The sequence below is a fragment of the Enterococcus larvae genome (assembly GCF_017830045.1).
GTDB classification, from domain to species: domain Bacteria; phylum Bacillota; class Bacilli; order Lactobacillales; family Enterococcaceae; genus Enterococcus_L; species Enterococcus_L larvae.
This window is the reverse complement of sequence record NZ_JAEDXU010000001.1, coordinates 696,415-711,390: the sequence shown is the minus strand read 5'-3', so window position 1 is coordinate 711,390 and position 14,976 is coordinate 696,415. Positions and strand designations below refer to the sequence as shown.

Here is a 14,976-nt window from a genome sequence, read left to right as displayed (position 1 = left end):
AAAAGTTCCTTGCGATTTTCAGTATTCTGTAATACAGAAAAAATTTATGCTATACTAAAAAGGAAATATTCAGAGAGAAGTGATAACTTATATGACAGCTTTTCAGATCAGTCAATTTTTTGATGTAAGCTATTGGCAGAAATTTATTTCCAATGACTTGTTGTCCAGTAATTTTATTATAAATATTATTGATATTTTAGTAGTATGGTACCTTGTGTACAAATTAATCATGCTTGTAAAGGGAACGAAGGCAGTTCAACTATTAAAAGGTGTTGCAGTCTTTATTATTATTCGAATATTAAGTGAACTCATTGGTCTGCATACTTTGTCATGGTTGATGAATCAGGTAATCATGTACGGTGTGATTGCAGCTGTGGTTATTTTCCAGCCAGAGGTTCGGCGCGGCTTGGAACATTTAGGGCGAAGCTCGTTTTTCAAAGCCTCAAAAACAGAGCAGCAGGAAGATGAGAAAATGATTTTGGCATTCGATAAGGCCATTCAGTATATGTCTAAACGGAAGATCGGTGCGCTGATCACCGTTGCCAGAAACACTGGTTTGGAAGAGTATATTGAGACAGGGATCGATCTGGATGCAGATATCACTGGTGAACTGCTGATAAACATTTTTATTCCCAATACCCCTCTTCATGATGGTGCGGTAATAATTGATGATGGGAAAATTGCAGTCGCTTCAGCGTATTTGCCTCTATCAGAAAGCAATCTGATTCCTAAAGAGTTCGGGACTAGACACAGAGCAGCTGTTGGGATCAGTGAAGTCAGTGATGCAGTGACGATCATTGTTTCCGAAGAAACAGGTGACGTGAGTCTGACCTTGAATAACGAATTGATTCCACGACTGACACAAGAAGAGTATTTGAAGATACTCAGAGAAGAACTTGTTCCCGATGAAGAAAAGAAAAGTCGAAAAAACCTCCTACAGCATTTTATAGATGGTGTGACTAAAGGAGGGAAAAAGAAATGAAAAAGGCTTATCAAAGCAATTGGTTTTCCGGATTGCTGGCCCTATTGTTTGCTTTGCTGCTCTTTTTTAATGCAAATTCAGAAGGAAATTCAGGAAATACAGCGAGCACCAGTCAGGTTTATGATGAAATGGTCTACAATGTACCAGTTCAGCTAAAATATGATGAGGATCAATATTTTGTTTCCGGCTATGAAGATACTGTAGCGGTTCATTTAAGTAGTGCAAACAGGATACAGCTGAATTTGGAGACAAATGAGGATACTAGGAATTTTCAGGTTGTGGCAGATCTGACAAATGTATCACTTGGGACTACAGAGGTGCCCTTGCGAGTGACCGGTTTGAGCTCTGCAGTTTCAGCCGAGTTGGAAACGAAGACGATCACCGTAACGATTGAAAAGAAAGTAACAAAAAGCTTTGAGGTAGAAGCGAAGATTCCTGACAGCTTTGATGCAGAGGGTTACAAAGTGGATACTGTTTCTATCAGTCCAAAAACAGTGGAAATCACTACCGGAGAAGAAACAATGGCAGAAATTGCTCAGGTTGTGGCGCCGCTGTCAAATGTGACCCAGTCAGCAGATACGATCAACCAGACCGTAAATGTACAGGCATTGGATAGTAAAGGACAAGTCCTCAGTATTGAAAATCCAGCACCACAAGTGAAGGTAACTGTGAAGCTGTCCTTGCCGAAGAAAGAGGTTTCTTTGCGGTTCACTGCGACAGGGACACCACCGGCGGATGTGGGTAGCTTTACTTTTGATGCATCCACAAGTGTTGTGGAAATCAGCGGGTCGAACTCTGTGTTAGAAACCATCGATACGTTGGAAGTACCGATCGATGTCAGTGGAGTCAGAACCACCACCAAGCAAACAGTTATGATTCCAGCCACTGGTGATTATACGATAGATCCTGATGAAGTGGAGGTCACAATCAATCCAATTTATTCAAGATCTGGAAGCGGCAGCTCAAATACTTGGACTATTGACGACAGCTCAACGAGTGTTGGGGGGAACGGCAGTAGCTCGAGTTCATCTGAAACAAGTTCTGAGGATGAAAGTACAACAGACACCACAGAAAATAGTGAGGCGTCTACAGATCAGAGTGCGGATTCACCAAACTAAACTAATTAGTGAATAAGGAGAATAAATGATGGGTAAATATTTTGGAACAGACGGTGTCAGAGGGATTGCGAATAAGGAACTGACACCTGAAATGGCATTTAAGTTAGGTCGCTGCGGAGGCTATGTGTTGAGCCAACATGCTGCAGATGATTCCCGAAAACCAAGAGTTCTTGTCGGCAGAGATACGCGAGTGTCTGGGCAAATGCTTGAACAAGCTCTGATTGCAGGTCTGCTGTCTGTTGGAATTGAAGTGTTCCAATTAGGCGTGATCGCAACCCCGGGCGTTGCTTACCTGACACGTCTGCAGAAGGCATCGGCAGGTGTCATGATTTCTGCTTCTCATAATCCGGCAGAAGATAATGGCATCAAATTTTTCGGTTCTGATGGCTTCAAGTTAGTTGATAGTCAAGAATTGGAAATTGAAGAGTTACTAGATGCAAAAGAGGATGCGCTGCCTCGTCCATCTGCAGAGGGCTTGGGAACAGTTGAAGAGTTTCCAGAAGGCTTGTTAAAATATTCTCAATTCCTTGTACAGACGATTCCAGATGACCTATCTGATTTAACGGTTTGCATTGATGCAGCTAATGGTGCAACTGCAACCTCTGTCAATCGTTTGTTCGCTGATCTGGAAACGGACTTTTTCACTATGGGGACTAGTCCAAATGGATTGAACATAAATGATGGTGTCGGCTCTACTCATCCGGAAAAATTGGCAGAGTTTGTTCTTGAAAAAGGTGCAGATGTCGGCTTGGCTTTTGATGGTGATGGCGATCGCTTGATTGCAGTCGATGAGTTAGGGAACATTGTTGATGGAGATAAAATCATGTTTATCTGTGCAAAATATTTATCAGAAAAGAAACGTCTGAAAAAAAATACGATCGTAACGACTGTTATGAGCAATCTGGGCTTCCGTAAAGCTGTGGAAGCAAAGGGTATGTCTGACGTGATCACTCAGGTTGGCGACCGTTATGTTGTGGAAGAGATGAGGAAAAATGACTATAACTTCGGTGGAGAACAATCAGGTCATATGATCTTTTTAGACTATAATACGACTGGGGATGGGATGCTTTCAGGCGTTCAATTGCTGAACGTGATGAAACAGACTGGTAAAAAGCTGTCAGAGCTTGCCTCAGAGATTACAGTATATCCTCAGAAGCTTGTGAATATCCGTGTAACAGATAAGAACAATGCAATGGACGTTCCGGCCATCAAATCAATTGTTGAGCTGATGGAACAGGAAATGAATGGTGACGGTCGGATTCTAGTTAGACCTTCAGGGACTGAGCCGCTATTGCGTGTAATGGCTGAAGCACCGACAAAGGAAAAAGTAGACTATTACGTAGATACGATCGCAGAAGTTGTTCAGGCTGAGATTGGTATGAATTGATGCTTTGCTAAAGGAATATTGAGGGATAGAAGCAAGCTGCTTCTATCTCTTTTTTATTTTTTTTACGACCACGAATGATTTTCGTATTTCCAGTTTGATTGTACGTTAATCTTATGATACGATTGGAGCTGAATTTATACAATTATTTTATTAGTGATCTAAAGATCAACGAAGGAGCTGACAGAATGGGGAAATATTTGGTATTACAGACAGACTTTGGTTTGGGTGACGGTGCAGTCAGTGCAATGTACGGTGTTGCACATATGGTCAGCGATGAAATCGTGGTGGAGGATCTGACACATGAGATTCCGCCTTACGATATTTGGGTAGCTTCATATCGCTTGTATCAGACAGTCAAGTATTGGCCAAAGGGAACAGTTTTTGTTTCTGTTGTCGATCCTGGGGTAGGAAGTACAAGAAGAAGTATCGCGGCAAAAACAGCTTCCGGTCATTATATCATCACACCTGATAATGGCTCATTGACTCACATTCATCATTATCAGGGCATCGAAGAGATTCGAGCAATCGATGAAGTGAAGAGCAGGCTCCCGCATTCGGAGGAAAGCCATACCTTCCACGGTCGGGATATCTATGCTTATAACGGCGCACGCTTGGCACATGGGGAGATTGATTTCACTGAGCTCGGCAGTGTCGTAACAACAGACACTTTAGCGTTGCTGCCGTTGATTGAAGCGAAAGGAGACAAAGGGATTCTGGAAGGGAGTATCGATGTTTTAGATGTTCGTTTCGGTTCTCTTTGGACAAATATTCCATTGGCTTATATGAAAGAAGAGCAGATCGTTCATGGGGATAATCTGCAAGTAACAATATTCCATCAAGGGAAAAAAGTGTATCAGAATATCATGCAGTTTGCGAAGTCATTTGCAGATGTGAATGTCGGGGAGCCGTTGGTGTATGTCAACTCACTGGTAAATATTGGAGTTGCGGTCAATCAGGATTCATTTTCTGATTTATACCATATTGGGACCGGCACAGAATGGACGATTCAATTGAGAAAAGCACCAAAAATTATTTTTGAATAGAAGCAGGAGTGAAAAAAGATGAAGAAAGATTTTTCAGTTAAAACAATTGTTGCCATAGGGATCGGTTCCGCTGTATTTGTTATTTTAGGACGTTTTGCCGTTATTCCTACAGGTTTTCCTAATACAAACCTAGAGACAGCTTATCCGTTTCTTGCGTTGATGTCCGCATTATTCGGACCAGTTGCAGGCGGTTTGATTGGCTTGATCGGACATACCTTGAAGGACTTTACTACGTACGGCAGTGCTTGGTGGAGCTGGATCATTTGCTCTGGACTTATTGGTGTAGTTTATGGTTTTGCCGGAAGAAAAATGGATTTAGAGCATGGCGAGTTCACAAAAAAAGAGATGATTACGTTCAATATTTACCAAGTGATTGGAAATGCTGTTGTTTGGGGCTTGATTGCTCCTACATTGGATGTGCTGATTTATAGTGAGCCTGCAAATAAAGTTTATACTCAGGGTGTGATTGCTGTTGTATCGAATGCAGTAGCAGTAGGTGTTATTGGAACATTACTGATGAAAGCTTATGCAGCAACACGAACGAAAAAAGGAAGTCTGTCAAAAGACTGATTGTGTGGTAAAATGTTTTAAGAAAGAAGTCGGGACAGTAGCAGTCTTTCCCTGTGAGAACGATCACAGGAGCAGCTTCTGTCCCGTTATTTATATTTTTGAGTTGATTTTATACATAGTATCATTTCAGCAACAGGGAAATGGTCATTATTCTTAAAACTATCAGATGTTTAGAAATAAAGGAGAGAAAACAATGAAGCAACCGCTCATTCAATTTGAAAACTTTACTTTCCAATACCATAGCCAAGCAGAACCAACGCTGCATGATATTGATTTGACGATTTTTAAAGGAGAAAAGGTCCTCATTGTAGGACCTAGCGGCAGTGGGAAATCAACGTTTGCTCAATGCATCAACGGCCTGATTCCTTATACTTATGAAGGTGAGCTGCAAGGGCGTGTAACAATCAATGGGAAAGACCTGACACAAACAAGTCTATTTGATTTATCGTTTGATGTGGGGACTGTTCTTCAGGATACGGATGGTCAGTTCGTTGGCTTGACTGTTGGCGAGGATATTGCGTTTGCCTTGGAAAATGATGAAGTATCATTGGATAAAATGAAGGCTGAGGTTGATCGTTGGGCGAAGACAGTAGAGCTAGATCGATTTCTTTCCCATCGCCCACAGGATTTGTCAGGTGGACAAAAACAACGTGTTTCAATGGCTGGGGTGTTGATTGATGAAGCACCCATCTTATTATTCGACGAGCCTTTAGCGAATCTCGATCCGGCAACTGGAAAGGAAACAGTTGATTTGATCGATCGTCTGCATAAACAGACAGAAACTACTATTGTCATCATCGAACATCGATTGGAGGACGTTCTATATCGTGACGTCGATCGCATCATCGTCTTTAACGACGGACGAATCGTTGCAGATATGCTTCCTGATGAGCTGTTGAAGACCAATATTCTGATTGAACAGGGGATTCGTGAGCCGTTATATGTGACAGCGATGAAGTATGCAGAGGTCGATTTAACGACGATAACCAATCTTTCCGATATTGAAAAAGTAGCTGGAAATAGATTGAAGGAAAAGCTTTCTGAGTGGATGAAGGATATTCCCGAAGCAAGGGCACAGAGATATGATCAACCACAGTTGGTTCTTGAAGGAATCGATTATCGTTATGGTAAAAATGATCGTAAAGTACTTGATGAAATCAGTGTGTCATTGAATAAAGGGGAAATGATCAGTATTGTCGGGAAAAACGGTGCTGGAAAGTCAACACTCTGTAAGGCAATTTGCGGATTTATCACTCCTTCTAGCGGTTCGATCCATTGGGAAACTCAACCATTTGATCAGTTTTCGATCAAAGAACGAGCAGACAAAATCGGCTTTGTGATGCAAAATCCGAATCAAATGATTTCGAAAAAAATGATTTGGGAAGAGGTAGCTCTCGGACTTGTTTTAAGAGGTGTCTCCGAAGATGAGATCGATCGCCGAGTAGAAAAGGTGTTAAAGGTCTGCGGACTCTATTCATTTAGAAAGTGGCCGATTTCTGCGTTGAGCTTTGGACAAAAGAAGCGTGTGACGATTGCTTCCATACTGGTTCTAGAACCAGAGATGATCATTCTGGATGAACCGACTGCTGGGCAGGATTTCAAGCATTACACAGAGATGATGACCTTCCTGAAAGCGTTGAATCAATCCGGTATGACAGTTGTTATGATCACTCATGACATGCACTTGATGCTGGAATATACAGAACGAGCGCTTGTTGTATTTGATGGAAAAATCATTGCAGATACTAAGCCAGTCAACGTTCTGACCAATGAAGAACTGATTCACAAAGCTTCCTTGAAAGAAACCAGTCTATTTACGTTTGCGAAGCATTTAGCTTTGCCGGACCCGTTCTTATTTACTGAGAATTTCATGACCTATGATCAGGAGGTGCGATTAACATGAGTGAACATCAAATGCTGGGCTATACGCCGGATAACACATTTATCCACAGACTGAATGGAACGACGAAATTACTGTTCCTGATCTTGCTCTCGATAGCTTGTATGACAACCTATGACACACGCTTTCTGCTGGGAATGAGTATTGCTTCTGTTGTTCTTTTTAAAGTGTCCAATATCAAATGGCATCAGATATCTTTTGTCATAAAATTTATTTTTGTTTTTTCAGTGCTGAATATTCTAGCTGTCTATCTATTTTCACCAGAATATGGGGTAGAATTGTACGGCTCCAGAACAGTGATTTGGGAGGGAATAGGCCGCTTTACTCTGACCTCTGAGCAATTATTTTATGAATTCAATTTAATCTTAAAGTATTTTTGTACGATTCCGTTAGCTCTGATTTTCTTGTTAACAACGAATCCAAGTGAGTTTGCGTCCAGTCTGAATCGCTTAGGGGTTAGTTATAAGATCAGCTATGCAGTAGCTCTGGCAATCCGTTATATCCCTGATATTCAGGAGGATTACTTCGATATCTCATTAGCCCAGCAAGCTAGGGGCTATGAGCTGTCAAAGAAAGGCAAATTCAGTCAACGGATCAAGGGGATGGCGCAAATTGTTTTCCCCTTGATTCTTTCAAGTTTGGATCGGATCGAGACGATCAGTACAGCGATGGAGCTGCGTCGATTTGGCGAGAAGAAAAGGCGTACGTGGTATGCTCAACAGCCTTTTCATAGAGCCGATTTTGTGGTTATGGGCATAGGTATTCTCTTAACTATATTCAGTTTTTCATTGTTTAAAGTGAATGGCGGTCGTTTTTATAATCCGTTTCAATAGAGAGTTATGGGAAACAGGTGGAGCCGAAAAGGTTTCATCTGTTTTTTTGTATTATCATGCTTTTTCAAGTATACCAATTTTTGTTAATGCTATTTTTTTGTTGACAATGAAGAATTGTTATTATAATATTTAATATGTTTCTATGAGTCTTTTATCAGAGGAGGTATCTATACCAATTTTAAAAAATGGAGAGCGCCAGATCTGGATTTCAGATTCAGATGACGAGGGAGAAGTCTATCGAATAATCGGCGGGTGGCTTCAGGGACTGCACTCTACAGGTCAGCACAAAAAATAGCTGCAAAGCTATCACAAAAAACTGGTCATGCAGATAGAGACACGTAATGATGAAATTTTGCTACAGACAAATTGATGCGAGAAAGTAGGAAGAAACATTATGTGTGGAATTGTAGGAATTATTGGAAAAGAGAACGCGGCAGATATTTTGCTGCAGGGATTGGAAAAGTTAGAATATAGAGGGTATGATTCAGCGGGGATCTACGTAACAGATGGTCAGGGAGAAAATCATTTGATCAAGTCGCAGGGAAGAATCGCTGATTTGCAGAAAAAAATTACAGGAGAGCTGACTGGAACGATTGGAATTGGACATACACGTTGGGCAACACACGGCAGACCTAGTGAAAGAAATGCGCATCCCCACACTTCAGAGAATGGACGCTTTACCTTGGTTCATAATGGTGTGATTGAAAACTTTGAAGAAATAAAACAGGAATTTCTTCAAAACAATTCACTTGGAGGGGAGACAGATACAGAAATTGTTGTACACCTGATTGCTCATTTTTCAAAGACTGCTGAAAATACGAAGACGGCTTTCAAACAGGCTTTGAAAGTGATCAAAGGCTCCTATGCTTTTGCCTTGATCGATAATCAGGAGCCAGAGATCATCTATGTTGCAAAAAATAAGAGCCCGTTGTTGATTGGGCTGGGTGAAGGTTTCAATGTAATCTGCAGCGATGCAATGGCGATGCTGCAGGAAACAAACCACTTTGTTGAGATTGCTGATGGCGAACTGGTAATCGTCGAGAAGGAGAATATTCAGATTGAAGATCAAAAAGGAAACTTGATTTTTAGAGAATCCTATGAAGCACAACTAGATCTGAATGATATTGAAAAGGGCACCTATCCTTATTATATGTCGAAGGAAATTGATGAACAGCCAAGCGTGATGCGAAGAATCCTTGAACAGTATACAGATGAACAGGACCAGATACATGTCGAGGCTTCAGTAGTTGCTGAAGCAGCTGAATGTGACCGTATCTATATCATCGCTTGCGGGACGAGTTATCATGCCGGCTGGGCTGGGAAACGTCTTTTGGAGGATTTAGCAGGAACTCCTGTAGAAGTTCACCTTTCCAGCGAGTTCAGTTATAACATGCCGCTGCTGTCTGAAAAACCATTATTTCTTTTCTTGAGTCAAAGTGGTGAAACGGCGGATAGCCGACAAGTACTGGTCAAAGTCAATGCGTTGGGGTATCCATCCTTGACACTAACCAATGTACCGGGATCTACCTTATCAAGAGAAGCAAAGCATACACTATTGCTTCATGCAGGTCCTGAGATTGCTGTTGCATCAACGAAAGCCTATACTGCCCAAATTGCTGTTTTGGCAGTATTAGCTGCTGCTGTGGGTGCTAAGAAGCAGAATCCTGCAGCTAGTGTGTTTGATCTTACTGCTGAGCTGAGCTTGACCGCTGCTGCAATGGAAACAATTGTTGATGAAAAGATGATGATCAGTCAACTGGTGGAATCCTTTTTATCGGACACTCGAAATGCTTTTTATATCGGAAGAGGAATGGACTACTTTGTTTCAATGGAAGCGGCACTTAAGCTGAAGGAGATATCCTATATTCAAGCGGAGGGGTTTGCCGCTGGTGAGCTGAAGCATGGAACAATTGCGTTGATAGAAGAGGGAACGCCGGTCATTGGTATCATTACAGAAGAGGCTACTGCTGCGCATACGAGGGGAAATCTGAAGGAAGTAGAGAGCCGTGGTGCTAAGACCTTGCGGATCGTGAGTGAATCTCTAGCTGGAAAACAGGATCAGCTAATCATTCCTACTGTCCACCCATTACTGACTCCACTAGTCAGTGTCGTTCCTACACAGTTGATTGCTTATTTTGCAACGCTGCATAGGGGATATGACGTAGATAAGCCGAGAAATTTGGCAAAAAGTGTGACGGTAGAATAACAGGAACTAACGTCACAAAGGCAGAAAAATGAGAATGGGCTAGAGAATCATAGACTTTGGGACCGGTCATTATAGACTGATTCTGAAGTCTTTTTCTGAAAAAGCATGATTTTGATTCGAAAAATATTTAGTGGGAAAAGTCGACTGATATTGCCGGACATGCTAAAAAATAAATTCTATAGCTGTCTATCTATTAACTAAAGGATATGATAAAATCAGAAGCATCAACTTGAAGAATGATGGAGGGACATCCGATGGAACATCAAGTAAGAGCAATGACGTTTAGCGAATTGAAGAAAATCGTTTCAGATTTGGAAGATAACAGTCTGGTGACTGAAGGAACAAAGATTTTTATTGATACTGGCTGGGATAGTGTACAGGAACTAGAGCCGGAATCGATCCATGTAGAGAAGGTCAAAGAGTTCAAAGTAGAGGATGAGCTGACCAAAGAATTGTATGCAGGTTTTTCTTTACTGGAAAAGGCAGAAAAAATGAATGCTGAGGGTGAAGAAGAGACAGCAATTATTTTGAGAAACCTTTATTAGAAAGTGTTGGAAAAGGAGCAGGTTCACGCAATATTCCCGTTTTTGAGGTGTACACTGTTTTCTTTTTTTGTTATCATTTATTTAGTATGTAAATCCATAAAATAAATTGTGAATAATTACTATTTCTTTATCCAAATAATTGCTTTTATTGTTGTGTCAATGATTCCTTCGTTTTCGTGCAAAAAGCAATTTGAAAGGATTTATATAGATAAATCGTAGGAATTTTTAGAAGGGTGGTATTTGCTGTGAATAATAAAGTACAATTTCCTAAAAATTATGATCGGTTTATTGAGCTTGGCAAGGAAGCGGCAGTTCAAAAGAATATGACAGAGGCGGTCTCCTACTACGAAGAGGCGTATGCGATTCGACAGGAGTTCCCATTGAATTATTTGTTGGTGAGTGCCTATATCACGATCGGGGAGAATCAAGAAGCATTGAGACTCGCTGAAGAAATGAGAGCCCAGTACCTTTCTTGCACAGAGTATATGGAAACCTATATTCAACTGTTGATCCTTAACCACCGCTTTTTATCTGCTCACGGTATTATCAATGAGCGCATTCTGATGGAAAATAGCGGCGAGATGAGAAGTCTGGTTGGTCTGAAAAAGAAAGTACGCCAATCTGAATTATTGTACCAGCAGTTCGAAGTGAAAAAGATCGAAGAATTGAAGCAGGAGCTTAGCGGCTTGAACCGTTTGGATTATTATCAACAATTGTCAGTTATTAGAAAATCTGTTCAGTTGCCTCAAGATGTATTTTTTGAGGTAGCTAGAGAAATTCTGGTAGATACTAAAATTCATAACCTTGTCCGTTCGTGGGTACTTGAAGAGATGTCTCGACTCCATTATAAGAAAGAAGTTGATTTTTTGTGGAGAGATGCGAAGAAATACACAGTGATTCCTGCATCCCTATCGAATCCGCTTGAAACAGCTTCATATCAAAGAATCGTTTTATATCTTGAAAAAGAGCTCATGCATGATAATTACATATTGTATCTTGATTTGTTAGAGGAAATTCGTATGCATTTCGCATTGCTTTATCCTTTTTCCGATCGCTTGATCGATGATCAAAAATTGTGGGCTATTTGCTACATGGTCTCTTATAATGACACAGCAGCGACAAAGTACAAAAATGAGTTGGCAACAGAATCCGCAGCAAAGGTTCAAAAATTGCAGCAGGCAATTCGTAATGAGCTGGCCAGTTTAACGATATAATAAAATCAGAGACACCTTCCTTCTTCAGTTTGCTAGATGAAGAAGGAAGGTGTCTCTTTTTTGTTTCTAATTACATAGCAGACTGCTTATTTATCAGGAGTTTCATGGATAAATAGGCGGTCTGCTGTATTCATAAAATTCATAGTCAGCAAATCTAACGTAATTGCCGACTACTTAAGTTAGGATATGAATCATCATGCTAGGAGCTTTAAGCATTCCTAGAGCTTCGCGTTTGCTTTTCTGTTGGTTTTTGATCACTGATAGTCAGCCCCAGAAACAGATAGACAAGAGGAAACCAAGAGGCTGATGTAAGTGTTTGCTCCATTGTTGCATGAATGCAGATACAGAGAAAGGCCAGTAAAAATGAAATGTCTTTTTTGGAACGGGAAATCTTTGATCTCCAAAATACTAAAACATAGCCTATTATGGAACCGAAAAGCAATGCGTAACCAAGCAATCCATAAGTAGCTAAAACATACAAGAAAGAATTGTGGATTCCAAGATTTTTTCCTAATATGGAAGAATAAAAGGGCTCTTTTCCAATCAGAATATTTTTAGGAGTACTAAGCCAATCCTTAAAGAATTCTCCCCATAATTGTTCACGTCCTGAAAAAATTCTAAGAGTATTTGTGGTAGCAATATAGTGCATAATAAACGGAACTATAATGAACAATAATGAAAGAGCGATACTGAATATATTTATTTTTATAGATTGAATCAGCTTTTTTGGGATGAGGGTATCTATGATACAAAAGAGAGTTAACACGATTAGAGCTGTCTCGGATGTTACTATCCAAATACCAATAAAATTTGCAACATAGACAAGTGCTATCAGAACGTATTTCACGAAGCCGATTTTAAATGATTTTAATAATATAACTGCAGTGATAGTAGAAAATAACAGGGCCGTTCCTAAGGTATTTGTGTTGATCCAATAGGACTGCCCGAGACTTTGAACGATACATATCCTGTAGAGAATGGAAACCATTGAAACGATAGAGATTCCTAAAAGCATCAGATAATCAAAATTATCAAATAACGTTTTTTTGAAGCATAGAATCAGCAACAAGAGTGTTGGTAGAATCAAAGGAATCCAAGGTATCGGACTCGCAGTTGTAAAAAAATAGAATAGAAATGAGAAAAAAGAAAGAAGAATTATCCCAAGGTCGGATTTGGTTAATTGTTTATACCTGATTGCTAAGAGGAAAATTGCTGCTGCCAGACAAATATATATTGCATTCTCAAAAACAAATTTTGTGTAGGGACCAGTTATCCCAGCAGCCCAAAGCCAGTAAGAACCAGCTACTAATATCAATAAAATGAAATTACTCACTCTGTTTGTAACATTACCCATAACCCACAAACAACTCCTTATTTAATATAAAATGCCTAGTGTAGACATGGATAGTAAAGCATTTTTAATAGTTAATAAAACAATAGTTTCGATCGATCCATAGCTCGTCAATCTATAATATCGTATCTGATAATGCGAAATCAAACAAATCAAGTATACAATAAATAATTACTGTTGGAAATAGTTACTAGTTTATCGACACACAGATAATAGGATTTATACTGAATGTAAAAAATGAATAATTGGTAATAAAATCTTCTTTAATTTTCTTGATATTTTGATTGAAAAGAGAAGAAGCTGATTGGAAACGACCTTATTCTCTACTATAATATGATAAAATTTGTGATACAATAATCAAGTAAGAGTATTTGAAATTTTTAAATGAAAAATTAAGTAAAAAAAAGAAAATCTTTGAGATTCAAGATTTTCTGATCTATATAATATAAAACGCGCCCTGAGGGCTTGTTACCATAACGCTGTATCCTTTGAGAGAGTGAGGGTACAGCGTTTTTATTTTCGAATCCACCCAAACCACACCTAAGCCTATTTTGCATTTTCAAAAAACGAATCAACAATTTTATTATTCTTATCTTTGATGTCGTTATTTAATGAGCTGTAATATTTAAGAGTTGTCGAGCTATCAGAATGCCCTAGTTGCTTTTGGGTATATATCATATCGTTGCCGGCTAACACTAACAAATCTGTTTTAGCATGGCGGAATGCGTGAGAGGTAATCCGACCAACTCCAGCTTGCTTACATTTTTTAGCTAAGTATTTATTTAGTGCCGCGTTAGTGATCGGATGGCCCCATTCATTTGTAAACAGAAAAATATTATCAGGAGAATGCAAAGAGACAACTTTCCTCCTGTTCTCTAATTTAGCAATGTGAGCCTCTATAATGGATTCTAACGGTTTAGGCAAGTGTATGGTTCTAACAGAGCCGGCAGTCTTTGTGCGCGTGTTCTGCTTGGTCCTTTTGTAGTCAAATGCTTTTGTAATAGAAACAGTGTGATTAACAAAATCAAAATCTCCTTTTAGAAGTCCGGCAGCTTCGCTGAAACGTGTTCCAAGATACATCATAACTAAGCAGATGTATTTAGACGCAGAATCGCTAGAGGACACTGTGACATCCCTAAGTTTTTTCCATTCTTCGAGATTCAACGTCATTTTCTTTTCCCCTTCAGTATTGCGACCAGTAATAATGATTTTATTTGCCGGGTTTCTGAGCAGATAGTTGCTGTCAATCGCTTCTTGAAAGACCGCTTTAGCAATTTTATGCTTATCTAAGACAGTTTTCTTAGCTCTGTTTTGATCAATACCCATATAGTTTATCCACTGTTGGTACTTAATCCGATCGATCTGTTGCAATAAAATTGTTTCTCCGAAAAACTCAAGCAATGTTTTACGGGTTGAATTTATCTTGTTTAGATGATCTTGCCCAACGTGACCAACTTTGAAAGTATTCACCCATAAATCGAAAAAAGAAAAGAAATTTATTCTTTCTGGCGAAATACCTATAAGCGCATCGGCTTTCGCCTTAGTTTCTTTGTCATAACATTCTTGTGCTGTAAATCCACGTACATATTTATCAACCCATTTTCCATTAATAGGGTTTTTTACTTTGAATCTATGGGAATATTCCCCGTTCTTTAATTTTTTAGGTTTTGCCATGTAAATCTACCTTTCGTGGTCGGTCAACCTTAAAGAAGATATACGGCATTCGTCTTTGCATCACTCCCTTCAATTTGGTAAAATAGATAAAGTGAATAGACCTGTTTCTCAGGCCTTATTTTCAGCAACACATCCTCGGCTTTGATCGGTAGG

General features: G+C 39.7%; 12 protein-coding genes. 10 read left to right on the top strand and 2 right to left on the bottom strand.

What is annotated here, in order from left to right:
* Positions 1–91 precede the first annotated feature (91 nt).
* The 10 genes from cdaA (at position 92) to I6N96_RS03395 (ending at position 11,798) form a co-directional block, all read left to right on the top strand.
* Positions 92–982: a diadenylate cyclase CdaA gene (cdaA, locus tag I6N96_RS03440; protein ID WP_209556086.1), complete on the top strand. Its 891-nt coding sequence runs from the start codon at positions 92–94 to the stop codon at positions 980–982.
* The gene (locus tag I6N96_RS03435; RefSeq protein WP_209556085.1) at positions 979–2,100 is read left to right on the top strand and encodes a CdaR family protein; all 1,122 of its coding nucleotides are present in this window, start codon (positions 979–981) and stop codon (positions 2,098–2,100) included. The genes cdaA and I6N96_RS03435 overlap by 4 nt, the downstream gene beginning before the upstream one ends.
* Positions 2,101–2,128: 28 nt before the next feature.
* Positions 2,129–3,487, top strand: coding sequence for a phosphoglucosamine mutase (gene glmM / locus I6N96_RS03430; protein ID WP_209556084.1), 1,359 nt, complete (start codon positions 2,129–2,131; stop codon positions 3,485–3,487).
* A gap of 185 nt (positions 3,488–3,672) precedes the next feature.
* The gene (locus I6N96_RS03425; protein ID WP_209556083.1) at positions 3,673–4,530 is read left to right on the top strand and encodes an SAM hydrolase/SAM-dependent halogenase family protein; all 858 of its coding nucleotides are present in this window, start codon (positions 3,673–3,675) and stop codon (positions 4,528–4,530) included.
* 18 nt (positions 4,531–4,548) lie between these two features.
* Complete coding sequence (locus I6N96_RS03420; RefSeq protein WP_209556082.1) at positions 4,549–5,100, top strand: ECF-type riboflavin transporter substrate-binding protein; 552 nt, start codon at positions 4,549–4,551, stop codon at positions 5,098–5,100.
* Positions 5,101–5,293: 193 nt separating this feature from the next.
* Positions 5,294–7,003 carry an ABC transporter ATP-binding protein gene (locus I6N96_RS03415; protein ID WP_209556081.1) on the top strand — a complete coding sequence of 570 codons (1,710 nt, stop codon included), beginning with the start codon at positions 5,294–5,296 and terminating at the stop codon, positions 7,001–7,003.
* A complete protein-coding gene (locus tag I6N96_RS03410) occupies positions 7,000–7,833 on the top strand; it encodes an energy-coupling factor transporter transmembrane component T family protein (RefSeq protein ID WP_209556080.1) in 834 nt (277 codons plus the stop codon). Before I6N96_RS03415 ends, I6N96_RS03410 begins: the two co-directional genes overlap by 4 nt.
* A 394-nt stretch (positions 7,834–8,227) precedes the next feature.
* Positions 8,228–10,039 carry a glutamine--fructose-6-phosphate transaminase (isomerizing) gene (gene glmS, locus I6N96_RS03405; RefSeq protein ID WP_209556079.1) on the top strand — a complete coding sequence of 604 codons (1,812 nt, stop codon included), beginning with the start codon at positions 8,228–8,230 and terminating at the stop codon, positions 10,037–10,039.
* A gap of 254 nt (positions 10,040–10,293) precedes the next feature.
* Positions 10,294–10,584 (top strand): hypothetical protein, encoded by a 291-nt coding sequence (locus I6N96_RS03400; RefSeq protein WP_209556078.1) that lies wholly within the window; start codon positions 10,294–10,296, stop codon positions 10,582–10,584.
* A 245-nt stretch (positions 10,585–10,829) separates the two neighbouring features.
* Positions 10,830–11,798 carry a hypothetical protein gene (locus I6N96_RS03395; RefSeq protein ID WP_209556077.1) on the top strand — a complete coding sequence of 323 codons (969 nt, stop codon included), beginning with the start codon at positions 10,830–10,832 and terminating at the stop codon, positions 11,796–11,798.
* A gap of 208 nt (positions 11,799–12,006) precedes the next feature.
* On the opposite strand, the gene I6N96_RS03390 is transcribed toward I6N96_RS03395, so the two are convergent.
* Together I6N96_RS03390 and I6N96_RS03385 are read right to left on the bottom strand one after the other, a co-directional pair.
* Positions 12,007–13,152 carry an EpaQ family protein gene (locus I6N96_RS03390; RefSeq protein ID WP_209556076.1) on the bottom strand — a complete coding sequence of 382 codons (1,146 nt, stop codon included), beginning with the start codon at positions 13,150–13,152 and terminating at the stop codon, positions 12,007–12,009.
* A gap of 543 nt (positions 13,153–13,695) precedes the next feature.
* Entirely contained in the window at positions 13,696–14,823 is a 1,128-nt protein-coding gene (locus tag I6N96_RS03385) for a tyrosine-type recombinase/integrase (RefSeq protein ID WP_209556075.1), read from the bottom strand.
* Positions 14,824–14,976: the final 153 nt, after the last annotated feature.

Excerpts from the sequence above, each read along its gene's own strand:
- I6N96_RS03385 (WP_209556075.1), bottom strand. The coding sequence starts at position 14,823 with ATGGCAAAACCTAAAAAATTAAAGAACGGGGAATATTCCCATAGATTC.
- I6N96_RS03435 (WP_209556085.1), top strand. The coding sequence starts at position 979 with ATGAAAAAGGCTTATCAAAGCAATTGGTTTTCCGGATTGCTGGCCCTA.
- I6N96_RS03425 (WP_209556083.1), top strand. The coding sequence starts at position 3,673 with ATGGGGAAATATTTGGTATTACAGACAGACTTTGGTTTGGGTGACGGT.
- I6N96_RS03390 (WP_209556076.1), bottom strand. The coding sequence starts at position 13,152 with ATGGGTAATGTTACAAACAGAGTGAGTAATTTCATTTTATTGATATTA.
- I6N96_RS03420 (WP_209556082.1), top strand. The coding sequence starts at position 4,549 with ATGAAGAAAGATTTTTCAGTTAAAACAATTGTTGCCATAGGGATCGGT.
- I6N96_RS03415 (WP_209556081.1), top strand. The coding sequence starts at position 5,294 with ATGAAGCAACCGCTCATTCAATTTGAAAACTTTACTTTCCAATACCAT.
- cdaA (WP_209556086.1), top strand. The coding sequence starts at position 92 with ATGACAGCTTTTCAGATCAGTCAATTTTTTGATGTAAGCTATTGGCAG.
- I6N96_RS03410 (WP_209556080.1), top strand. The coding sequence starts at position 7,000 with ATGAGTGAACATCAAATGCTGGGCTATACGCCGGATAACACATTTATC.
- glmM (WP_209556084.1), top strand. The coding sequence starts at position 2,129 with ATGGGTAAATATTTTGGAACAGACGGTGTCAGAGGGATTGCGAATAAG.
- glmS (WP_209556079.1), top strand. The coding sequence starts at position 8,228 with ATGTGTGGAATTGTAGGAATTATTGGAAAAGAGAACGCGGCAGATATT.
- I6N96_RS03400 (WP_209556078.1), top strand. The coding sequence starts at position 10,294 with ATGGAACATCAAGTAAGAGCAATGACGTTTAGCGAATTGAAGAAAATC.